21 protein-coding genes and 1 tRNA gene are annotated in these 21,085 nt (G+C 73.6%); 7 read left to right on the top strand and 15 right to left on the bottom strand.

Translation table 11 applies throughout. The features are described 5' to 3' along the window. Positions 1 to 2: 2 nt before the first annotated feature. From ABC138_RS02450 to ABC138_RS02435, 4 genes are all read right to left on the bottom strand, one after another. Positions 3 to 1,742 carry an L-aspartate oxidase gene (locus ABC138_RS02450; protein WP_345912655.1) on the bottom strand — a complete coding sequence of 580 codons (1,740 nt, stop codon included), beginning with the start codon at positions 1,740 to 1,742 and terminating at the stop codon, positions 3 to 5. Beyond that, positions 1,735 to 2,181, bottom strand: a complete 447-nt coding sequence (panD, locus tag ABC138_RS02445; protein ID WP_068321262.1) for an aspartate 1-decarboxylase — start codon at positions 2,179 to 2,181, stop codon at positions 1,735 to 1,737. The genes ABC138_RS02450 and panD overlap by 8 nt, the downstream gene beginning before the upstream one ends. An 83-nt stretch (positions 2,182 to 2,264) precedes the next feature. Beyond that, a complete protein-coding gene (panC, locus tag ABC138_RS02440; RefSeq protein ID WP_345912654.1) occupies positions 2,265 to 3,149 on the bottom strand; it encodes a pantoate--beta-alanine ligase in 885 nt (294 codons plus the stop codon). Beyond that, complete coding sequence (locus ABC138_RS02435) at positions 3,146 to 4,048, bottom strand: DUF2520 domain-containing protein (protein ID WP_345912653.1); 903 nt, start codon at positions 4,046 to 4,048, stop codon at positions 3,146 to 3,148. Before ABC138_RS02435 ends, panC begins: the two co-directional genes overlap by 4 nt. 57 nt (positions 4,049 to 4,105) lie before the next feature. Between ABC138_RS02435 and ABC138_RS02430 the strand changes: the two genes are divergently transcribed. Further along, on the top strand, positions 4,106 to 5,083 hold the full coding sequence (locus tag ABC138_RS02430) for an SAM-dependent methyltransferase (RefSeq protein ID WP_345912652.1): 978 nt from the start codon (positions 4,106 to 4,108) through the stop codon (positions 5,081 to 5,083). Here ABC138_RS02430 and ABC138_RS02425 read toward each other — a convergent pair. Next, entirely contained in the window at positions 5,028 to 6,272 is a 1,245-nt protein-coding gene (locus ABC138_RS02425) for a GDSL-type esterase/lipase family protein (RefSeq protein ID WP_345912651.1), read from the bottom strand. The genes ABC138_RS02430 and ABC138_RS02425 overlap by 56 nt on opposite strands. 55 nt (positions 6,273 to 6,327) lie before the next feature. Between ABC138_RS02425 and ABC138_RS02420 the strand changes: the two genes are divergently transcribed. The 3 genes from ABC138_RS02420 to ABC138_RS02410 all read left to right on the top strand — a co-directional run bounded on the left by ABC138_RS02420 (position 6,328) and on the right by ABC138_RS02410 (position 9,772). Next, positions 6,328 to 7,500, top strand: coding sequence for an NADH-quinone oxidoreductase subunit D (locus ABC138_RS02420; RefSeq protein ID WP_345912650.1), 1,173 nt, complete (start codon positions 6,328 to 6,330; stop codon positions 7,498 to 7,500). Positions 7,501 to 7,629: 129 nt separating this feature from the next. Next, positions 7,630 to 8,829, top strand: a complete 1,200-nt coding sequence (locus ABC138_RS02415) for a hypothetical protein (RefSeq protein WP_345912649.1) — start codon at positions 7,630 to 7,632, stop codon at positions 8,827 to 8,829. Between the two features lie 151 nt (positions 8,830 to 8,980). After that, positions 8,981 to 9,772, top strand: a complete 792-nt coding sequence (locus ABC138_RS02410) for a class F sortase (protein WP_345912648.1) — start codon at positions 8,981 to 8,983, stop codon at positions 9,770 to 9,772. On the opposite strand, the gene ABC138_RS02405 is transcribed toward ABC138_RS02410, so the two are convergent. The 9 genes from ABC138_RS02405 to dacB all read right to left on the bottom strand — a co-directional run bounded on the left by ABC138_RS02405 (position 9,765) and on the right by dacB (position 18,836). Beyond that, complete coding sequence (locus tag ABC138_RS02405) at positions 9,765 to 10,247, bottom strand: DUF3180 domain-containing protein (protein ID WP_338537574.1); 483 nt, start codon at positions 10,245 to 10,247, stop codon at positions 9,765 to 9,767. The two genes, ABC138_RS02410 and ABC138_RS02405, sit on opposite strands and share 8 nt — an antisense overlap. Then, complete coding sequence (gene folK, locus ABC138_RS02400) at positions 10,241 to 11,101, bottom strand: 2-amino-4-hydroxy-6-hydroxymethyldihydropteridine diphosphokinase (RefSeq protein ID WP_345912647.1); 861 nt, start codon at positions 11,099 to 11,101, stop codon at positions 10,241 to 10,243. The genes ABC138_RS02405 and folK overlap by 7 nt, the downstream gene beginning before the upstream one ends. Further along, positions 11,098 to 11,952: a dihydropteroate synthase gene (gene folP / locus ABC138_RS02395; RefSeq protein WP_345912646.1), complete on the bottom strand. Its 855-nt coding sequence runs from the start codon at positions 11,950 to 11,952 to the stop codon at positions 11,098 to 11,100. The genes folK and folP overlap by 4 nt, the downstream gene beginning before the upstream one ends. Then, entirely contained in the window at positions 11,949 to 12,524 is a 576-nt protein-coding gene (folE, locus tag ABC138_RS02390) for a GTP cyclohydrolase I FolE (RefSeq protein ID WP_068426209.1), read from the bottom strand. Before folE ends, folP begins: the two co-directional genes overlap by 4 nt. Positions 12,525 to 12,527: 3 nt before the next feature. Next, on the bottom strand, positions 12,528 to 14,639 hold the full coding sequence (gene ftsH / locus ABC138_RS02385; RefSeq protein ID WP_068426204.1) for an ATP-dependent zinc metalloprotease FtsH: 2,112 nt from the start codon (positions 14,637 to 14,639) through the stop codon (positions 12,528 to 12,530). Positions 14,640 to 14,781: 142 nt separating this feature from the next. Further along, positions 14,782 to 15,333: a hypoxanthine phosphoribosyltransferase gene (hpt, locus tag ABC138_RS02380; RefSeq protein WP_068426202.1), complete on the bottom strand. Its 552-nt coding sequence runs from the start codon at positions 15,331 to 15,333 to the stop codon at positions 14,782 to 14,784. A 31-nt stretch (positions 15,334 to 15,364) separates the two neighbouring features. Continuing rightward, positions 15,365 to 16,369: a tRNA lysidine(34) synthetase TilS gene (tilS, locus tag ABC138_RS02375; protein ID WP_345912645.1), complete on the bottom strand. Its 1,005-nt coding sequence runs from the start codon at positions 16,367 to 16,369 to the stop codon at positions 15,365 to 15,367. 1 nt (position 16,370) lies between these two features. Next, a complete protein-coding gene (locus ABC138_RS02370) occupies positions 16,371 to 17,414 on the bottom strand; it encodes a zinc-dependent metalloprotease (protein WP_338537569.1) in 1,044 nt (347 codons plus the stop codon). 27 nt (positions 17,415 to 17,441) lie between these two features. Next, complete coding sequence (gene dacB, locus ABC138_RS02365; RefSeq protein ID WP_068321216.1) at positions 17,442 to 18,836, bottom strand: D-alanyl-D-alanine carboxypeptidase/D-alanyl-D-alanine-endopeptidase; 1,395 nt, start codon at positions 18,834 to 18,836, stop codon at positions 17,442 to 17,444. 85 nt (positions 18,837 to 18,921) lie between these two features. Between dacB and ABC138_RS02360 the strand changes: the two genes are divergently transcribed. Next, entirely contained in the window at positions 18,922 to 19,551 is a 630-nt protein-coding gene (locus ABC138_RS02360) for an inorganic diphosphatase (protein WP_068321213.1), read from the top strand. Here ABC138_RS02360 and ABC138_RS02355 read toward each other — a convergent pair. Beyond that, positions 19,535 to 19,981: an SRPBCC family protein gene (locus ABC138_RS02355; protein WP_068321210.1), complete on the bottom strand. Its 447-nt coding sequence runs from the start codon at positions 19,979 to 19,981 to the stop codon at positions 19,535 to 19,537. The genes ABC138_RS02360 and ABC138_RS02355 overlap by 17 nt on opposite strands. Positions 19,982 to 20,018: 37 nt before the next feature. Here ABC138_RS02355 and ABC138_RS02350 point away from each other — a divergent pair, with 37 nt between their 5' ends. Together ABC138_RS02350 and ABC138_RS02345 are read left to right on the top strand one after the other, a co-directional pair. Then, entirely contained in the window at positions 20,019 to 20,930 is a 912-nt protein-coding gene (locus ABC138_RS02350; protein ID WP_068321206.1) for an alpha/beta fold hydrolase, read from the top strand. Between the two features lie 34 nt (positions 20,931 to 20,964). Beyond that, positions 20,965 to 21,041: transfer RNA gene (locus tag ABC138_RS02345), tRNA-Thr, on the top strand. Positions 21,042 to 21,085 lie beyond the last annotated feature (44 nt).

Raw genomic sequence — 21,085 nt, 5'->3', positions numbered from 1 at the left:
GCCTACTGCTCGCCCTCGTCCGACCCGTCGTCGACGAGGTCGTCCTCGTCCTGCGGCCACGCCAGCGCGACGTCGAGCTTGATCGTCGTGAGCTCGCGGTCGGGGTCTCCGGGGTCGACGACGTGCACGAGGTGGGCCGCCCACTGCGCGTCGTCGTGGTGCGGGTGGTCGCGCCGCACGTGCCCGCCGCGGGTCTCCTCCCGCAGGTGGGCCGCGGTCGCGAGCGCCTGCCCGAGATGGAGCAGGTTGGTCGTCTCCCACGAGCGCGGGCCGGGCTCGGCCTCCTCGCTCGGCCGACCGGCGAGCTCGGCCAGCTCGGCCAGCGCCGCCCGGGTCGAGTCCTCGGAGCGCAGCGGCCCGACGCCCCTCGTCATCACCTGCTGCAGCTCGCGGCGGTGGCGGCTGTCGAGGATCCCGGTGCTGCCCGCACCCGTCGTCGTGACGAGCGGGAGCTCGCCGGCGCCGAGGCGCGCGGTGAGGTCCTCGGCGATGCGGTGGGCGAAGACGAGGCCCTCGAGCAGCGAGTTGCTCGCCAGCCGGTTGGCTCCGTGCACCCCGGTGCACGAGGCCTCGCCGCACGCATAGAGGCCGGGCAGGTTGGTCCGGCCGCGCAGGTCCGTGCGGATGCCGCCGGAGGCGTAGTGCTGGGCCGGCGCGACGGGGATCGGCTGGGTCGCGGGGTCGATGCCGAGCTCTCGGCAGCGGGCGACGATCGTCGGGAAGCGCTGCTCGAGGAACCCGGCGCCGAGGTGCCGCGCGTCGAGGTACACGTGGTCGGTGCCCGTGGCCTCCATGCGCTCGAGGATCGCCCGGGCCACCACGTCGCGCGGCGCGAGGTCGGCCATCGGGTGCAGCCCGGTCATGAAGGCCTTGCCCTGCTCGTCGACGAGCACGGCGCCCTCGCCGCGCACCGCCTCGGAGACCAGCGGCTGCTGCCCGGTCGCCCCCTCGCCCAGGTGCATGACGGTCGGGTGGAACTGCACGAACTCGAGGTCCGCGAGCGCGGCACCGGCGCGCAGGGCAGCGGCCATGCCGTCGCCGGTGGCGACGGGAGGGTTGGTCGTCGCGGAGTAGATCTGGCCGAGGCCGCCGGTCGCGAGCACCACGGCCCGGGCACGGGCGGCGCCCACCCCGTCGACCTCACCCTCCCCGATGACGTGCACGGTGGCCCCGCCGACGGTTCCCTCCTCGTCGGTGAGCAGGTCGACGACCAGCGCGTGCTCGATGACCTCGATGCCGGGGTCGGCGCGCACCGCCTCGAGCTGCGCGATGAGCGCCCGCGAGATCTCGGCGCCGGTGGCGTCGCCGCCGGCGTGGGCGATGCGGTCGCGGTGGTGGCCCCCTTCGCGAGTGAGGGTGATCTCGCCGTCGGCCCCGCGGTCGAAGCGCGCACCGAGGCCGATGAGCTCACGCACCCGGGCGGGACCCTCGGTGACGAGGACCTCGACCGCCGTCTCGTCGCAGAGGCCGACGCCCGCGACGAGGGTGTCGTCGAGGTGCTCCTGGGCTGAGTCCTCGGGGGCCAGGGCGGCGGCGATCCCGCCCTGCGCCCACTGGGTCGACCCCTCGGACAGCCGCGTCTTGGTCACGAGGAGCACGCGGTCGACGTGCTCGCGCAGCCGCAGGGCGCAGGTGAGCCCGGCGATGCCCGAGCCGACGACGAGGACGTCTGCCTCGGCGGCCCACCCGGGCGCCGGGGAGGTCAGGAACCTCGGCAGGACGACCGGCGCGGGGTCACGCACCGACGGAGCCACCGCCCGGGTGCTCTCGGTGGGTGACCGCCGAGGTCTTCAGGCCGAAGCCGTCGGGCACGTCGCCCGCGTCGTGGTACTGCTCGACGATCCGGTTGTCCCCGTCGACGAAGACGACATTGGGCTCGAAGGTCCGCGCCTCGTCGTCGTCCATCGCGGCGTAGGCGATGATGATGACGAGGTCGCCGGGCGAGACGAGCCGCGCGGCCGCGCCGTTGATGCAGACGATGCCGCTGCCCCGCTCGCCCTCGATGGCGTAGGTGGTCAGGCGGTTGCCGTTGTCGATGTCGACGACGTCGACCTGCTGGCCGGGGAGCATGCCCGCGGCGTCCATGAGGTCCATGTCGATCGTCAACGACCCGACGTAGTGCAGGTCGGCCTGGGTGACGGTGGCCCGGTGGATCTTGCTGTGGAGCATGAAGCGCTGCACGAGGATGTCCTTCGTCCGATGCGGATGACCGCCGGACAGTCTCTCAGACCGCTGGCCCCGCCCCGATGTGACGCCGCTCGCGGTCAGTCCGAGAAGACCTGCTGGGCGCCGCCCCCCGGCCCGACGAGCACCGGGGTGTTGTCGATGAGCCGGGTCGTGCCGACGCGCGCCGCGACGGCGAGCAGGGCCTCGCCCTTGTACCACTCGGGCACGTCCTCGAGCGTCGTCGGGTGGACGAGCACGAGGTAGTCGACGAGGGCGAGCGGCTCCTCGATGAGCACCTCGCGGGCGGCCCGCCGGATTGCGGACGGCCCCTCGGCGGCGCGGGCGGCACCGGCCCACAGGGCGCGGGAGAGCGTCAGCGCGGTCTCCCGGTCGCTCGGCGAGAGGTAGGTGTTGCGGCTGCTCATCGCGAGCCCGTCCTCCTCGCGGACGGTCGGGACGGCCACGACCTGCGCGGGGAAGTCGATGTCGCGCACCATGCGACGGATGAGGAGCAGCTGCTGCGCGTCCTTCTGCCCGTAGTAGAAGAGGTCGCCGGCGGTCAGGTGCATGAGCTTGGCGACGACGGTGAGCATCCCGTCGAAGTGGCCCGGGCGCGACTGCCCCTCGAGGACGTCACCGAGCGGTCCGGCGGAGATGCGCACGCCCGGGTCGCCGTCGGGGTAGATGACGTCGGGCGTCGGCGCGAAGACGACGTCGACGCCCTCGCGGGTGCAGATCACGAGGTCGTCGTCGAAGGTCCGCGGGTAGCGCGACAGGTCCTCCTTGGGTCCGAACTGCAAGGGGTTGAGGAAGATCGTGACGAGCACGTGGCGGGCGCGCTCGCGGGCGGTGCGGATGAGCCGGGCGTGGCCCTCGTGGAGGGCACCCATCGTCATGACGACGGCGACGTCACCGTCGGTGAGGTCCGCGCGGGCGGCGGCCAGCTCGTCGCGGCTGCGGGTGACGACGGGGGCGGTGGTCATCGGGTCTCCTCGTCGAGGACGGTCAGGACGGCGCGGGCGGCGTCCGGTCGCAGGCGGCCGGCGCGCTCGGCCCGCAGGGCGGTGGCGCGCGCCTGCGCGAGGTACGCCGGTCGGATGTCCTCCGCGAGTCCGGCGAGCTCGTCCAGGTGCGCGGCCACCGTACCGGCATCGCCGCGGGCGACCGGACCGGTGAGCGCGGCGTCACCCGAGGAGAGCGCGTTGTCCAGGCTCGCCTGCAGGAGCGGGCGCAGCACCCGGTCGGCGGGCTCGATGCCGGCCGAGCGCAGGACCTCCATCGCCTGGGCGACGAGGGTGACCATGTGGTTGCTGCCGTGGGCGAGGGCCGCGTGGTACCGCCCTCGGGCCTCCTCGGCGACCCACACGGGCTCGCCGCCCATCTCCACGACGAGCGCCTCGGCGACCGGGCGCAGCGCCTGCGGCGTCGTGATCCCGAAGCAGCACTCGGACAGCCGCGCCAGGTCCAGGCTGGTCCCGGTGAAGGTCATGGCCGGGTGGATGGCCATCGGCAGCAGGTCCGCGGCCACAGGGGCGAAGGGGGCCAGACCGTGCCGGCCGGAGGTGTGGGCCACGAGCTGGCCCGGTCGCCACGTGCCGGTCGCGTGCAGCCCGGCGACGAGATCGGCCAGGGCGTCGTCGGGCACGGCGAGCAGCACCAGCTGGGCGGCCTCGACGACCTCGGGCACGGGGGCGACGGGGACGCCTGGGAGCAGCATCTCGGCGCGCTCGACGGACTCCTCCGAGACCGCGGAGACCGCGACGACCTCGTGGCCGGCGGCGCGCAGCGCGGCGCCGAGGACCGCGCCGACCCGGCCTGCGCCGACGACCCCGATCCGCAGGGTCGGGCGGGAGGGTGCACGGGGGTGGTCGGGACTGCTCACCGGCCCGACGCTACCCGGGCGCGGGTCGCCCCCTTCGCACGTCCCTAGGGTTGACCCATGGACCGGACGTGGGAGCAGGCGTGGGCGCACGCCCTGTACGCCGAAGGGGGCTTCTACCGTCGCCCCGAGGGCCCGGTGGGGCACTTCGGCACGTCGGCGCAGGGACCGGCGGCCGATGTCCTCGCCGCGGCGCTGCTCGAGCTGGCGCGACGCGAGTCGCTCACGACGATCGTCGACATCGGCTGCGGCCGGGGTGAGCTGCTGGGCGCCCTTGCGGCACAGGCCGACCCGACGACCACCCTCGTCGGTGTCGACGTCGTCCCGCGCCCTGCCGACCTGCCCGGCCGCGTCGGCTGGGTCGTCTCCCCCGGCGGCGCCGACCTGCCCGACCTCGGCGGCCCAGGCGACGCCCTCGTCCTCGCGCACGAGTGGCTCGACGTCGTCCCGTGCCCGGTGGCGCGCGCGGACGAGCGCGGTGAGCTGCGGGTCCTGCACGTCGATGCCGGGGGTCTCGAGAGCACTGGTGGGCCGCTCCCTCCGGCCGACGCGGACTGGGTCGAGCGGTGGTGGCCCGGTCCGCACCCGCCCGGCACCCGCGTCGAGGTCGGGCGCACCCGCGACGAGGCCCATGCCGCGCTCGTGGCGCAGGTGCGCACGGGCCTCGTCGTCGCCGTCGACTACGGGCACCTGCGCGGGCAGCGACCGCCGGCCGGCAGCCTCCTCGGCTACGCGGACGGCGCGCTCTGCGCCCCCGTGCCCGACGGGTCCTGCGACCTCACCGCGCACGTCGCGATGGACTCGCTCGGCGCCGACGAGGTCCGGACCCAGCGCGAGGTGCTGCGCGGGCTCGGGGTCGACGGCACGCGACCGCCGCTCGAGCTGGCGCGCACCGACCCCGCCGGCTATCTCGCCGCCCTCGCCCGCGCCTCCCGGGCCGCGGCGCTCACGGGGGCGGGACCCGGCGACTTCCTGTGGGCGTTCACCCGGGTGGCTCGTCCGACGTCCCCACCGACCGCGGCACCAGCACCTCGATGAGCGCGTCGGCGATCAGCTGGTGGCCGACGTCGGAGGGGTGCAGCGCGTCGATGTAGGCGCCCGTCGCGGGGTCGGCCCGGGGCAGGACGACGGACAGGTCGACGTAGCTCACGCCCGCGTGCCGGGTGCGGGCCCGCATCTGGGCCAGGTAGTCCGGCCACGACGGCCCGACGCTGCCGATCCCGGGGTTGAACCAGCCGACGAGCAGCACCGGCCCGTCGTACCCCTCATCGCGCACCTGCCCGAGCAGCTCGTCGAGGCTGCGCCCGAAGTCCTCCGGTGCGATCTCCGCCCGCCGGTCGTTGAACCCGAGCGGCACGAGCAGCAGGTCGGGGTCGAGCGAGAGCGCGTCGGCCACGTACCCGGGGCTCTGGGTGATCGTGCGCACCGAGACCCCGGAGCGCGACGCGTCGAGCACGTGGACGCACCGGCCGCGGTCCCCGCGGAAGGGGGTGAGGTCCGTGACCGTCGCGGTGAGGTCGCTGCCGGCGGGCATCGCGTTGCGGACGGTGACCGTGTGCGTGCCCGGGGCGAGGTCGGGCGAGGACCACACGCGGCGCTCCCCCTGACCCGAGCCCCCAGCCCCCGCGGCGGAGTCGGTCGAGACGGCCACGCCGTTGAGGGGTACCCGGCCGTCGACGCTCACCTGCAGGGGTCCACCGCCCGCGGTCGTGCGGTAGCCGACGTCGAAGGTGTGCGCGTCCACCCGCCAGGTGATCTCCGCGCCCGGCTCGAGGATGAGCGCACGGCCGCCGGGACCCACGTCGCCGGCGGGCCGGGTCGGGCCCTGCACCTGCGGGTCCGGCAGGCTCGGCGCGCGGTAGTCCGCGGGGACGAGCGACGTCGTGCCGTGCCAGCCGCCTGGTGTCCTCGGGCAGTCCGGCGCGCCGGCCCGCTGGCGCAGCCGCGACTGGACCCGATCGCCCCACCGGCGCTCGAGCCGACCCTCGAGCCCGTACCCCTCGCTCACCGAGTCCCCGAGCACGACCAGGTTGGCCGCGGCGCCATCGGACCCGCGGGCCGCCTCGTACCAGGGGTCGAGCACGCTGCGGTCACCGACGCTCGCGGTGCCGGTGAGGTGCGGACGGGGCTCGTCGCCGTCGTCGGTGCACCCGGACAGGCTCGTGGCGCCGAGCACGAGGGCCACCAGCCCGGCGCGCACGGCCCTCGATCCCCGGGGTCGCCTCACCCGGCCATCGTGCCAAAGCGGCGGGACTCCCCTTCGCTGGCGCATACTGGCGGGCATGACGAGCACCCCGGGGACCCGGACCCTCGACGTGGGGGTCGGCGACGGGTCGCTCGCGAGCGCGGACATGGTGCTCAACATCGGCCCCCAGCACCCCGCGACCCACGGCGTCCTGCGGCTGCGTGTCGTCCTCGACGGCGAGCGCATCGTCTCCGCGGACCCGGTCGTCGGCTACATGCACCGGGGCGCCGAAAAGCTCTTCGAGGTGCGCGACTACCGGCAGATCACCGTGCTCGCCAACCGGCACGACTGGCTCTCGGCCTTCGGCAACGAGCTCGGCGTGGTCCTCGGCGTCGAGGCCATGCTCGGCATGGAGGTCCCCGAGCGAGCGACGTGGGCGCGCACGCTCCTGGCGGAGCTCAACCGGGTGCTCAACCACCTGATGTTCCTCGGCTCCTACCCGCTCGAGCTGGGCGCGATCACGCCGATCTTCTACAGCTTCCGTGAGCGCGAGGAGATCCAGGCCGTCATGGAGGAGATCTCCGGCGGCCGCATGCACTTCATGTTCAACCGCGTCGGCGGCCTCAAGGAGGACCTGCCCGCCGGCTGGCTCGACCGGGTCAGCGCCGCGGTCGCCGCCGTGCGCGCCCGCATGCCGCAGCTGGAGAGCCTGATCTCCGGCAACGAGATCCTCGAGGGCCGGACGCGGGGCGTCGGGGTCCTCCCCCCTTCGCTCGCCGAGGCGTATGGCGTGTCCGGGCCGATCGCCCGGGCCAGCGGCGTCGACCTGGACCTGCGTCGAGATGCGCCGTACCTCGCGTACGGAGAGCTCTTCGGCGAAGGGGGTCCCGGCCGGGTCGTCACCCGCACCGCCGGCGACTCGCTCGCGCGCCTCGAGGTGCTGCTCGAGCAGACCCACGTCAGCCTCGACCTGGCCGACGCGTGCGTCGAGCGGCTGCGGGCCCTGCCCCGGGGCCCGATCAACCAGCGCCTGCCCAAGGTGCTCAAGGTCCCGGAGGGCGAGCGGTACACCGCCACGGAGAATCCGTTGGGGCTCAACGGCTACCACCTGGTCTCCCGCGGCGAGAAGACGCCGTGGCGGCTGAAGCTGCGCTCCGCGTCCTTCAACAACGTGCAGGTGCTCCGGGAGCTGCTGCCCGGCTGCCTGGTCGCCGACATGGTCTCGGTGCTCGGCTCGATGTTCTTCGTGGTCGGGGACGTCGACAAGTGACCGGCCGGCAGGTGACCCGCGGGTAAGGAAACCTGACAAAAGGTTGTGAGGGCTCCCAGCGGCCGGTAAGTTGCGGGCGAAGGCGCCGTCGTCTCGGGGGGCGCGACACGACTCACAGGGGAACCACACATGGCCAAGCGCCGCACCACACGTCTGTCCGCAGGGGCCGCTCTCGTCACGGGTCTGGGGATGATCGGCCTCGCCGCTGCCGTCCCGGCCCACGCCGACACGGACCTGGTCTACAGCTGCACGACGCCGATCGGCCCGCAGAGCTTCGACATCTCGCTCAGCGCCACCGACACCGACACCGCGACCGTCGGCGACACCGTCACGCTGACCCCCTCCGGCACGCTGACCCTCAACGACGGCGTCTCCAACGCCATGGCCGGCGCACTCGGCTGGCACTACGTCGAGGGCGACGTCGACGACATCGAGGCGACCGTCTCCAACGGCAGCGACCAGGCGCCCGTGACGACCGACCTGTCGATCACCCGCACGCACATCTGGACCGGCACCTCGTGGGTCCAGGACTCCACCCCGGACCTGCCGATCACCGGCACCGGCGGCGAGGTCGTCGCCGACCAGGCAGGCACCTACACGGTCAGCGCACCGACCACCTTCAGCGCCACCTTCCGCGGCTACGACGCCGACCAGGTGCAGGTGGGCGAGGCGATCGACTCCACCTGCACCTATGTCTCCGGCGTCCGGGTCATCGACAGCATCAGCGTCTCCGACGAGCCGACCACCCCGCCGAGCACGACCTCCAGCACGACGAGCTCGACCTCCAGCACCACGACCTCGAGCACCTCCGAGCCGACGGCCGAGACCAACGACTGGTTCTCCGAGCCCAGCACCCTGCCCATCACCGAGGACGGCAAGCGCTTCACCGTCGCGGGCACCGCCGAGCAGGCCGGCACCGTCCAGGTCCTCCTGCTCGACGGCGACAAGCAGGTCCTGCGCACGATCACGTGGGAGGTCACGCGGGGCAGCAACACCCGCGACTTCGCCTTCGCCGAGGGCACGGACTACGTCCGCCTCGTCTCGCAGGACTGCGTCGACTCCGAGGGTCGCGACGAGTCCGTCGCCGGCGGCTGCAACGTCGAGTACTACGCCCCCTGGACCAACCCGGACTCCTCGACCACGGACGACGGTGAGACCCCGGCCGGTGGCCCCGAGACCCCGGGCGTCGTCCAGACCGACGGCTTCACCCGCGCCGAGGCCCCGACCAGCGACAGCACCGCCGCCGTCCTGCTCGGCGGGGCCCTCCTCGCCGGGGCAGGCGCCGGCACGGTCGTCCTGGCGCGCCGCCGCCTGAAGGCCCAGCACTGAGGCACGACGCCGATCACGGTCGGTGACCGACGGGCCGTCGGGCCGGGACCCATCCCGCCCGGCGGCCCGTCCGACTGCCCGCCGAGGGAACTCGCAGGCGCCCCTCGGCGTTCCACCCCTCAGGGACACCGCCACCACGCAGGAGGATCGTGTGACGACGCCACCGACGCGACGAGAGCGCGGGGAGAAGAAGCGCTACCAGCGCGGCACGTGGCTCCTGGCCGCCGCGGTCGCGCTCGTCATCGGCGGGGGCGTCGCCGGCGGCGCCTGGTGGACGCAGCGCGACGACGAGGCCGGGGTCTCGCTGCCGACGGGGACCTACGTGCCGCCGAGCGAGATCATGCCGAGCTCGAGCACGCCGAGCTCCAGCACGCCGAGCTCCTCACGCACGACCCGCCCCAAGCAGTCCTCGACCCCCGACCCCAGCCCCTCGGCTGCCCGACGCAGCGAGGGCACCGCCCCGGCCGCCGCGCCGGCCCCGGCGGGCGAGCCCACTCGGGTGCAGGTCCGCTCGGGCGGCACCTCGATCGTCGACGCCAGCCTCGTGGCGACCCGCCTCGATGCGCAGAAGGTGCTGGCTCCCCCCTTCGGCACCGCCGGCTGGTACGCCGAGCCGGGCTGGCCGAAGCCGGGCCACCGGGGAGCGAGCATCCTCGCCGGCCACATCAACCACGGCAACGAGCCCGATGTCTTCTGGAACCTGCCGCGCGTCAAGGTCGGGGACATCGTCACGGTGACGTACGGCGACGGCCGCACGGTGAAGTTCTCGATCACCCGCTCCGAGGCCATGACCAAGGAGGCCGTGCCCCGGGACGACTCCATCTGGGACTGGGACAACCCCGAGCCGGTGCTGCGCCTGATCACCTGCGACCCCGAGACGCCGCTGAACGGCGGCCACTACGAGGGCAACTGGGTCGTCTGGGCCGAGCAGGTCGTCAGCTGACGCCCGGTCGCTCCCGACCGTCGGGCGGCTCGTCCTCGTCGCCGCCGATGCGGCACCAGGACTGCACGAGCAGCCCCGCTGCCACGAGGGCGAGCGCTCCCGCGCCGCCGAGGGCCCACCACAGGGCGAGCTCGCCCCGTCCGGCGAAGTCGCGGTCCGGCAGCAGCACGAGGGCCTGACCGAGGTCGAGGCCGGCCATCACGGCACCCGTCAGGGAGCTGGCCTGCGCCAGGCCGAGGATCCGCGCGGCGACCACGGGCGCGACGTGGGTGCGTCCGTGACGCATCCGCCACATGCGCGCCCCGGCCGCGACGACCACCACGGCCATGCCGAGCAGGAGCACCCCCGCGAGCCAGCCGACCCGCAGCGGTGCGTTGCCGCCGGCGAGCCACCACCGGCCGACGGACCAGCTGAGCACCCCGGTGCCGACGACCACGGCGAGGACGGTCGGGAGGCGCAGGCCACGGCTCAGCACCCGGTCTCCCGGATGTCGCCGGTGTCGATCCCGGCGAGCAGCTCGGTGACGGGCACGACCCGCTCCCCCACCCGCAGCACCGCGTCCGGGTCCACCCGGCTCCACGGCTGCAGCACGAAGCCGCGCTCGTGGGCCCGCGGGTGCGGCAGCGTGAGCGTCGGGTCGTCGCTGACGACGTCGTCGCCGCGTGCCGGGTCGCCGTACTGGACCAGGTCGAGGTCGAGCGTGCGCGCCCCCCAGCGGACCTCGCGCACGCGACCGTGGCGGGCCTCGACCGCGTGCAGCCGCTCGAGCAGGGTGCGGGGGTCGAGCGCCGTCGTGCCGACGAGCACGGTGTTGGTGTAGCGCGGCTGGTCGGGTCCGCCGACCGGGTCCGTCGTGACGAAGGGGGCCCGACGCACCGTGCGCACGGCGTCGCCGAGGTCGTCGATCGCGGCCTGCAGCGTGGCCGCCGCGTCCCCGAGGTTGGCGCCGAGGGCGATGACCACGGGCACCGCGCGGGTGCGGGTCACGCTCACCGCGACGTCGCCGAAGGGCACGCCGACCGGCGCCGACGGCTTGTGCACGGTGACCTCCACGGAGCGGACGCCCGGCCGGGCGAGGGCGTCGCCGGCGACCTGCTCGGCGAGGCTCTCGATGAGGTCGAGCGAGGGTCCCTCGATGCGGGCGACGACGTCGGCGCCGACCTCGGCGTAGTTGATCGTCAGCGCGAGGTCGTCGGTGCGGCCGGCGGGGGCGAGGTCGACGTGGAGCACGACGTCGACGACGAACTCCTGCCCGTCGCGCTTCTCGTCGGCGAGCACGCCGTGGAACCCGCGGGCGCGCACGCCGAGCAGGCTGATCCGGTCGCTCACGCGAGCTCGCCCAGGGCGGTCACGACGTCGATGGCGTCGACGGTGGCCGTGACGTCGTGGACGCGCACGCACCAGACGCCGGCGCGGGCGGCGCGGGCGCTCGTGGCGGCGGTGACGATGTCCCGGGCGTCGAGGGTGCGCGCATCGCCCGCCGCGCGCCCGACGGAGCCGAGGAAGCCCTTGCGGGAGGTGCCGAGCAGCACGGGGTGGCCGAGGTCGACGACCCGCTCGAGGCCCGCGAGCAGCTGCCAGTTGTGCTCGGCGGTCTTGGCGAAGCCGATGCCGGGGTCGAGGACGAGCTGCTCCCGGGTCGCCCCGGCCGCCAGCAGGGTGTCGACGCGCGCGACGAGCTCGGTGCACACCTCCCCGACGACGTCGTCGTACTGCGCCCGCGTCTGCATGTCGTGGGCGTGGCCCCGCCAGTGCATGACGACGAAGGGAGCCCCGCTCGCCGCGACGAGGTCGGGCATCGTCGGGTCGGCCAGCCCGCCGCTCACGTCGTTGATGATCGCTCCGCCCGCCTCGAGGGAGGCGGCGGCCACGGAGGCGCGCATGGTGTCGACGGAGACGACGACTCCGGCGTCCGCCAGCGCGGCGACCACGGGGACGACGCGCCGCAGCTCCTCCGCCTCGGAGGGCCGCTCGGCGCCGGGGCGGGTGGACTCCCCGCCGACGTCGACGATCTGCGCGCCGGCGGCGACCAGCTCGCGCCCGTGGGCGATCGCCGCGTCGGTCTCGATCCACCGTCCGCCGTCGCTGAAGCTGTCGGGCGTGACGTTGACGATCCCCATGACGACCGGCCCGGGCCGCTGCGCCCCGGCCGCGAGCTGCTCGAGGACGACGTGGGTCACCGAGCGGCCCCGGTGAGCAGGGCCATGGCCTCCGCGCGGGTCGTCGGGTCGCGCAGCTGTCCCCGAACGGCGGAGGTGATCGTCTTGGCGCCGGGCTTGCGGACCCCGCGCATCGACATGCACAGGTGCTCGGCCTCGATGACGACGATGACCCCGGCGACGTCGAGGTGCGTGACGAGGGCGTCGGCGACCTGGCTCGTGAGCCGCTCCTGCACCTGCGGCCGCTTGGCGAAGATGTCGACGAGGCGCGCCAGCTTGGACAGCCCGGTCACCTGACCGCCGTGCCCCGGGACATAGCCGACGTGGGCGAGCCCGTGGAAGGGCACGAGGTGGTGCTCGCACGTCGAGTACAGCTCGATGTCCCGGACGATGACCAGCTCGTCGTGGTCGATGTCGAAGGTCGTCGCGAGCAGCTCCTCGGGCGACTGGCGCAGCCCGGCGAAGACCTCGGCGTAGGAGCGGGCCACCCGAGCCGGCGTGTCCACGAGCCCGTCGCGGTCGGGGTTCTCCCCGACCGCGAGCAGGATCTCGCGCACGGCGGCCTCGATGCGCGCCAGGTCGACGTCGCCCATGGCTCAGTGGCGCCCGTCGCCGTCGACGGTCCCGCCCGGCGGCACCTCGCGGACCTCGGTCGGCGGGTGCTCCTGCGGGTAGATCGTCGCGCCCTCCTCGGCGGCCCGGTCGATCGCCTCGGTCACGTCGGGGTCGGTCGCCGGGGCGGAGCCGGCGGCACGGGCGTGCTCGCTCTCGCGGGAGCGCATCGCGGCCTGCTCGGCGGGGGTGAGCACCGGCGGGATGTCGGAGATCGTGCGGTGCTCGCTGCTCAGCCACGTCGGGCGCACGGGCCGCTTGCGCACGTCGGTGAAGATCACCGCGAGCTCCTTGGCGTTGAGCGTCTCGTGCTCGAGCAGGTCGAGGACGAGGCGGTCGAGCACGTCGCGGTTGTCGTTGAGCGCGTGCCACGCCTCGTCGTGGGCGGCCTCGATGAAGCGGCGCACCTCCTCGTCGACGATCGTCGCGACGTTCTCGGAGTAGTCGCGCTGGTGGCCCATGTCGCGGCCGAGGAAGACCTCGCCCTGGGACTGGCCGAGCTTGACCGCACCGACGCGCTCGCTCATGCCGAACTCGGTGACCATCTTGCGGGCCATGCCCGTGGCCTTCTCGATGTCGTTGGCCGCGCCGGTGGAGGGGTCGTGGAAGATCATCTCCTCCGCGACGCGGCCACCGAGGGCGTACGCGAGCTGGTCGAGGATCTCGTTGCGCGTCGTCGAGTACTTGTCGTCGAGCGGCATGACCATCGTGTAGCCGAGGGCCCGCCCGCGCGGCAGGATCGTGATCTTGGTGACCGGGTCGGTGTGGTTCATCGCCGCAGCGACCAGGGCGTGACCACCCTCGTGGTACGCGGTGATCTTGCGCTCCTGCGCGCTCATGATGCGCGTGCGCTTCTGCGGGCCGGCGATGACCCGGTCGATGGCCTCGTCGAGGATCGCGTCGTCGATGAACTGCTTGTCCGTGCGGGCCGTGAGCAGCGCGGCCTCGTTGAGGACGTTGGCCAGGTCGGCGCCGGTCATGCCGGGGGTGCGCCGGGCGACGGCGAGCAGGTCGACCCCGGGGGCCATCGGCTTGCCGGCCGAGTGCACCTCGAGGATGCGGTGGCGGCCGATCATGTCGGGGTTCTCGACGGCGATCTGGCGGTCGAAGCGGCCCGGGCGCAGGAGCGCCGGGTCGAGGATGTCGGGCCGGTTGGTCGCCGCGATGAGGATGACATTGGTCTTGACGTCGAAGCCGTCCATCTCGACGAGCAGCTGGTTGAGCGTCTGCTCGCGCTCGTCGTGGCCGCCGCCCAGGCCGGCGCCGCGGTGGCGGCCGACGGCGTCGATCTCGTCGACGAAGACGATGGCCGGCGAGTTGGCCTTGGCCTGCTCGAAGAGGTCACGCACGCGGCTGGCGCCGACGCCGACGAACATCTCGACGAAGTCCGACCCGGAGATGGAGTAGAAGGGCACACCCGCCTCGCCGGCGACGGCCCGCGCGAGCAGGGTCTTGCCGGTACCGGGCTGGCCGTACAGCAGCACGCCCTTGGGGATCTTGGCGCCGACGGCGAGGAACTTGCTCGGGTCGCGGAGGAACTCGACGATCTCGTGGAGCTCCTCGACGGCCTCGTCCGCGCCGGCCACGTCGGCGAAGGTCACCTTGGGGGTGTCCTTGCTGGCGAGCTTCGCCTTGGACTTGCCGAACTGCATGACCTTGGAGCCGCCACCCTGGGCCTGGCTGATGATGAACCAGAAGAGACCGACGAGGAGGAGCAGCGGCAGGATCGAGAAGAGCAGGCTCTGCCACACGCTCGGCTGCTCGACGGTGTCGTTCTGCACGCCCTCGACGTTGTCGTCGACGAGCTTGAGGATCTGGTCGGCGCGGGCGTCGATGAACTCGGTCTCGACCTTCTCCGCGTCCTTGACCGTGTCGCCGTCGCTGTAGGTCTGCCCGTCCTTGAGGTCGAGCTGCAGCAGGTTGTCGGTCGTGAAGTGGGCGTCCTTGACCTTGCCGTCGGTGACGAGCTTTTCCGCGGCGGAGGTGTCGACGCGCGCGTACTCGTTGTTGCTCCGGTTGAGGAACATCAGCCCGAAGACCAGCACGAGCAGCAGCCCCCAGAAGGCGGGGGAACGGAAGAATTTCTTGGCGTTCATACGGGTACGGGGGCTTCCCGGACTTCCTGACTCGACGACGTGGCGGCCACCGGCACGGCCGGGGGATCAGGACGAAACTACCCGAACCCCGTGCCCTCCCGGCTCAGTGGCCAACGAGCACCTGCACCGCGGTGTTCCCGGGTCAGGAGTAGACGTGCGGCGCGAGGGTCGCGACGTCCCGCAGGTTGCGGTAGCCCTCGGCGTAGTCGAGGCCGTAGCCGACGACGAACTCGTTGGCGATGTCGAAGCCGACCCAGCGGGTGTCGATCTCGACCTTGGCCGCCTCGGGCTTGCGCAGGAGGGTGAGGATCTCGACCGACGCGGGCGAGCGGGAGCCGAGGTTGGCCCGGATCCACGACAGGGTGAGGCCGGAGTCGATGATGTCCTCGACGATCAGGACGTGCTTGTCCGTGATGTCGGTGTCGAGGTCCTTGAGGATCCGCACGACGCCGGAGGACTTGGTGCCGGAGCCGTAGGAGCTCACCGCCATCCAGTCCATCGGCGCGGAGCCGGGCAGGTGGCGCATGAAGTCGGCCATGACCATGACCGCTCCCTTGAGGACGCCGACGAGCAGCACGTCCTTGTCGCGGTAGTACTCCCAGACCTCGGCGGCGAGCTCCGCCAGCCGTGCCTGGATCTGCTCCTCGGTGATGAGCACCTCGACGAGGTCGTCCTTGATGTCCTGGGAGTCCACAGCTCTCCTTCGCAAGCGGTCCGGGCCGCTCTCATTGTCCACCAGTCGCACGCCCGATGTGCACCCGGCCGTCGGCCCGACGCACCCGCAGGTCGCCGGGCAGGTGGAGCGGCCCCTGACCGTGCCAGTCCACGAGCAGCCGGTCGCACTCGGCGACGTGCTGGGCGGTGAGCGCCCCGGCGGGCGCGCCGGCCCGCACGAGCAGTCGTCGCCACACGCGCGAGCGAAGGGCGGGGGCCAGCTCCGTCAGGTCGGTCACCGGCACGCCGGCCGGGTCGTCGTCGGGCACGGCCCGCCCGGCGAGGTCGTCGAGGAGGTCGGCGTCGTCACGCAGCAGGTCGGCGCTGCGCGTCAGGGCCTCGGTGAGGCCGGGGCCGAGGTCCGCCTCGAGCGCGGCGAGCGCCTCGCGGGCGCGCACCCGCGTGTAGGCGCGGTCGGCGTTCATCGGGTCCTCCCACGGCACGAGTCCCCACGCCGCGCAGGCCTGCTCGGTCGTCGTGCGCGGGAGGTGGAGGAGCGGCCGGACGAAGGGGACCCCCTCCCGGACCACGAGCGGCGCCATGCCGGCCAGCGAGCGGGCGCCGGAGCCACGGGCGAGCCCGAGCAGGACCTGCTCGGCCTGGTCGTCGCGGGTGTGCCCGAGCAGGACCACGACCGCGGGGTGCTCCTCCCCCATCGCCGCAGCGGTGTCGGCCAGGGCGGCGTACCGGGCCTCGCGGGCCGCGGCCTCGAGCCCGCCACCCGAGGAGGTGACGACGGCCTGGACGATCGCGACCGGGGCCAGCCCGAGGTCGCCGCACTGCTGGGCCGCGAGGAGGGCGGTGTCGGCGGAGCCGGCCTGCAGCCCGTGGTCGACGACGATCGCGCCGACGGTGACGTCGTGGGCCGGGCCCTCGGCGGCGAGCGCGCCGGCGAGCGCGAGGGAGTCGGTCCCCCCGCTCACCGCGGCGAGCGCCAGCGAGCCCGGGGGCAACCCCTCGAGGACGGCGCGGACCCCCCTTCGGCAGTCCGCCTGCGCGGGGTGGCCGGCGCCCACCTCAGCCGTGCACCCGACGCACCCACGTGGTCGGGTCGGTGATCTCGCGGGCGGTCGGCAGCGTCTCGGGCGAGGTCCAGACCGCGTTGAACCCGTCGACGCCGACGACCTCCTGGACGGTGCGCACGAAGGTCGCGCCGTCGCGGTACTGGCGCATCTTGGCCTCGAGGCCGAGGAGGCGGCGCAGCAGGCGGTCGACCGCCCCGGCGCCCTTGCGGCGCTGGCTGAACCGGGCGCGGATCTCCGCCACGCTCGGGACGTGGGCCGGCCCGACGTCGTCCATGACGACGTCGGCGTGGCCCTCGAGCAGCGACATGACGGCGGTGACCTCGGCGAGGCGCTCGCGCTGCTCGGGGGTGATGACGAGCTCGGCGAGCCCCTGCCCCTCGCCGCTGAAGACCTTGGGCAGCTGGCTGGTCACCTGCTCGAAGCGCGAGCGCAGCGCCTCCGAGTCGGGCATGAGCTCGGTCGCGAGCCCCTGCGCGCTGGTGATGAGGTGCTCGCGCAGCCACGGGACGGCGGTGAACTGCACGCGGTGGGTCTCCTCGTGGAGGCAGACCCACAGGCGGAAGTCGCGGGGCTTCACCGCCAGCTCGCGCTCGGTCGTCACGATGTTGGGCGCGACGAGCAGGAGGGCCGGGGTGCCGCCCGGCGCGATGTCGTACTGGCCGAGCACCTTGGTCGAGAGGAAGGCGAGCATGCCGCCGGCCTCGGCGCCGGTGAGCTTGGAGCCGACCGCCTGGGCCGGTCCCCACGGCTCCCGGTCGCGGCGTCTGGCCGCGGCCTCCAGCGCGGGGGTGAGCATCGCGGCCATCGAGTCGGCGTTGACCTCGATCCAGGTGGGGCGGTCCACGACGAGCGGCGCGGGGGCGTCCCCCGGCGCGTGCATCCGCGACGTCGCCGCGACCGGGGCGACGGCCGCGTCGGCGTGCTCGTGGATCTCACCGACGATTTCGGCGGCCTCGTCATGGCTGACGTCAGGGCCGGGCGGCACGAGCCGGGCACCGGCGGTCTTGGCGAACTTCCAGTCGACGTATTGCGTCACGCGCTCATCCTCACAGTCCGGGGCCCGTCAGCGACAGCCGCAGGCGGTGATGTCGGCGACCACGCGGTCCAACGCGGCCCGCGCGCCGAGGGTGCCCGTCGTCGACGGGACCCGGTCGGCGACGACCACATAGGTGAGCAGCCGGCCCTCGGCGGTCGTCGTCGTGCCCGCGAGCGCCGAGGTGCCCGTGAGCGTGCCGGTCTTGGCGCGGGCGACGCCGGCGGCCGAGCGGGTGTCGTCGGTGTGGAAGCGGTCGTGCAGGGTCCCCGTGAGGCCCGCGACCGGCAGCTCGGAGAGGACCTGGGTCATCGTCGTGGCCGACCCGGTGATCCCCAGCTGCATGACGTCGGAGATGACGCGGGCCGGGACGACCTGGCCGGAGGAGAGCCCGCAGCTGTCCTTGAGCCTCACCCCCGTGAGGTCGACGCCGGCGCCCTCGAGGGTCGACTGCACCCAGCCGGCGACCTGCGCGAAGGAGGCGCCGGCGCCGTCGGCGACGGCGGTCTGGCGGGCGACGTTCTCGGTGAGGGCGTTGTCGCTGTCGTCGAGCGCGAGCGCGAGCACGTCGCCGAGCGGCGCGGAGTCGACCGCGCCGAGCGCCTCGGCGCCCTGGGGCGCGGGCCGGCGCCAGGTGCTCGCCGAGTCGTCGACGGAGACCTTGACCCCTTCGGCCTTGAGCGCCTTGGCGAAGGCGGTGAGCACCGAGCGCTCCGGGTATCGCGGTGAGGCACGGAAGGGGATCGGGCGCTCCCCCGCCAGCCCGATCATCGTCACGCCCTGCGTGTAGCCGGCGGCGACGTCGGCCATGTCCCAGGTCGGTGCGTAGCGCTCGCCGGCCGCGTACGTGGCGTCGAGGCGAAGGGTGTGGCGCTGCGCCCCCTTCGTCCCGAGCGAGGCGGCCACCTCCTCGGCGAGGTCGGCCAGACCCGCCCGGCCCTCGACCTGGGTCGGGTCGCCGTGGCCGGGCGCGAGCATCGTGTCGCCCGAGGCCACGAGGACGAGCTCGTCGCCCTCGCCCTGCACGACCTCGGTCGTCATGACGCGGCTGAGGTCGGCGCGCTCGGCGACCGCTGCGGCCGTGAGCAGCTTGGCCGTCGAGGCCGGGGTCTGCGCCCGGTCCTCGCCGCGGGCCAGCAGCACCTCGTCGGTGAGGGCGTCGCGCACGACGATGCCGACGCGGGAGCCGAGGGCCTGGTCCTCGAGGTCGGACCGCAGGGCCGTGGCCAGCCCACCCTCGGTGGGGGCGGGCGCCTCGGTGGAGGCGGGGGGCAGGACGGGGTCGACGTCGACCGGCTCGGGGGCCTGCTGCGACACCGGCTCGTCGATCGTGAGGACACCGGGCACCCGGTCGTAGGCATCGGCGGCGCCGTACCCGACGACGAGTGCTGCGACGGAGGTCACGGCGATCAGAGTGCGTCGCACGCGCGGCCCCCTGCGGTGTTGTGGCTGTGGTGGTGGAACACTGGGGCCGAGAATAGTTCACCCATCACGGACAAGAGGTACACCTGTGGAGTTCGACGTCACCATCGAGATCCCGAAGGGCCAGAAGAACAAGTACGAGGTCGACCACGAGACCGGTCGCATCCGCCTCGACCGCATGCTCTTCACCTCCATGGCCTACCCGAGCGACTACGGGTACATCGAGGACAGCCTCGGCGAGGACGGCGACCCGCTCGACGCGCTCGTGCTCCTCGACGAGCCGACCTGGCCCGGCTGCCTCGTGCGCGCCCGGCCGATCGGCATGTTCCACATGCGGGACGAGGCCGGTGGCGACGACAAGATCCTGTGCATCCCGGCGGGCGACCCGCGCAAGGAGCACATCAAGGACCTCGAGGACATCAGCGAGTTCGACCGTCTCGAGATCCAGCACTTCTTCGAGACCTACAAGGACCTCGAGCCCGGCAAGTCCGTCGAGGGCGCCCACTGGGCCGGCCGCGACGAGGCCGAGACGACGATCCTCGAGGCCATCGAGCGCGCCAAGGCCGCCGGCATGACCACCGCCCGGTGGACCATGCCCAGCTCGGGCCACGTCCCGGCGCAGGACATGGGTCACTCCGAGGAGGACATCAAGGCCGCCGCCGCCAAGGCGCGCGAGGAGCTGGCGACGAAGGAGAACCCGCTCAGCGACGAGGGCTGAGCTCGCGAGCCAACCCGGCGCGGCCCTGCCGCATCATCCACGCGTGGTTGGCGCGCAGCACCGCAGGCGCGAGGGTCGCCGCCCGGGACCACCGGGCGGCGACCCTCACGTCTTGCTCGAACAGCGCCCGGCTGCCGCCCGGGGCGGTGTCGACCGACCACCTCGCCCACCCGACGAGGTCACCGTCGAGGCGGACGCGCAGGCGCCCCCCTTCGTGGTCCTCGGTCTCGCGCAGCAGGAGCAGGTGGAGCGTCAGGGGCAGGAGGCTGCGGATCACCGCGCGCCCGGAGCCGTCGCCGAGCGGCTCGACGGATCTGACCTGGGGCCACCACCGCGAGTAGTGCTCCACGTCGGCGAGGGCCTCGACCACGTCGCCCGGGGGGCCCGGCAGCTCCCAGACGTGCCGGAAGACGAATCGCGGTGAGGTCACGCAGCCATCCTGCCCGCCCGCGGGTTAGCGTGCAGTCGTGCGCTACTACTCCCGTGACGGACTGACCTTCGACGTCGACGACTCCGGCCCCGAGGGCGCCGATCTCGTCGTCCTGCTGCACGGCTGGCCGCAGGACCGCACCTCGTGGCACGCCGTGACGCCGCGCCTGACGGCCGCCGGGCTGCGGGTCATCGCCCCCGACCTGCGCGGCTACTCCCCCGGCGCACGCCCGGGCAACCACCTCGACTACGAGCTCACCGAGATGGTCGACGACGTCGTCGCCCTGCTCGACGAGGTCGGCTGCGAGCGCGCGCACGTCGTCGGGCACGACTGGGGCGGGGCGCTGGCCTGGGCCGTCGCCGCGCGGGCGCCCGAGCGGGTCGAGACGCTCACGGTCCTCTCCACCCCGAACGGGGGCGGGATGGCGCACGGGTTCCGCCACGGTGACCAGGCCAAGCACAGCCTGTACATGGCCGGCTTCGCGCTGCCGGTCATCCCGGTCGTGTTCTTCCGGCTCTTCGGCCAGCAGGTCCTCGAGAAGATCGGGATGCCCCGCGAGCGCGCCGCGTACGACGCCAAGCGACTCAAGACCCCGGGCGCGGCCGAGGGCACCTTCGCCTGGTACCGGGCCGCCCTCTCCCCCACCCTCATGTGGCGCAAGCGCAGGGCGAAGGGGGGCCCCCGCCCCAGCGCGCACCGTCGCGTCATCCCGACCGCGTACGTGTGGGGACGCAAGGACGCGGCCTTCGCCGACGCCTCGACCTCCTACACCGCCGAGCAGGTCCGTCGCCGCGCCGGCGACCGGCCGGAGCTGGCGATCACCCGGGAGCTCGACGCCGGCCACTGGCTCATGGAGACCCATCCCGACGTCGTCGCCGACGTCGTCCTGGAGCTCATCGCCACAGCCGGCGAGGTCCCGGCCGACTCGATTACGCCGCCCGGCCGCTGATCCGTATACTCGTGCCTCGCGTCCACGGGCGCACGCCGCCTTAGCTCAGTCGGCTAGAGCGTCTCACTCGTAATGAGAAGGTCGTCGGTTCGATTCCGACAGGCGGCTCCACGCAAGGCCCCCGAGAAATCGGGGGTCTTCGTCATTCCCGGCGT

This window comes from Janibacter sp. LM (assembly GCF_039631275.1).
In the GTDB taxonomy this organism is placed as follows: domain Bacteria; phylum Actinomycetota; class Actinomycetes; order Actinomycetales; family Dermatophilaceae; genus Janibacter; species Janibacter terrae.
Note: the sequence above shows the minus strand (reverse complement) of the source record. Positions and strands in the feature narration are given on the sequence as shown.

Coding starts and splice junctions, on each gene's coding strand:
- panC (WP_345912654.1), bottom strand. CDS start 3,149: ATGACCACCGCCCCCGTCGTCACCCGCAGCCGCGACGAGCTGGCCGCC.
- ABC138_RS02430 (WP_345912652.1), top strand. CDS start 4,106: ATGGACCGGACGTGGGAGCAGGCGTGGGCGCACGCCCTGTACGCCGAA.
- ABC138_RS02420 (WP_345912650.1), top strand. CDS start 6,328: ATGACGAGCACCCCGGGGACCCGGACCCTCGACGTGGGGGTCGGCGAC.
- ABC138_RS02415 (WP_345912649.1), top strand. CDS start 7,630: ATGGCCAAGCGCCGCACCACACGTCTGTCCGCAGGGGCCGCTCTCGTC.
- folE (WP_068426209.1), bottom strand. CDS start 12,524: ATGGGCGACGTCGACCTGGCGCGCATCGAGGCCGCCGTGCGCGAGATC.
- ftsH (WP_068426204.1), bottom strand. CDS start 14,639: ATGAACGCCAAGAAATTCTTCCGTTCCCCCGCCTTCTGGGGGCTGCTG.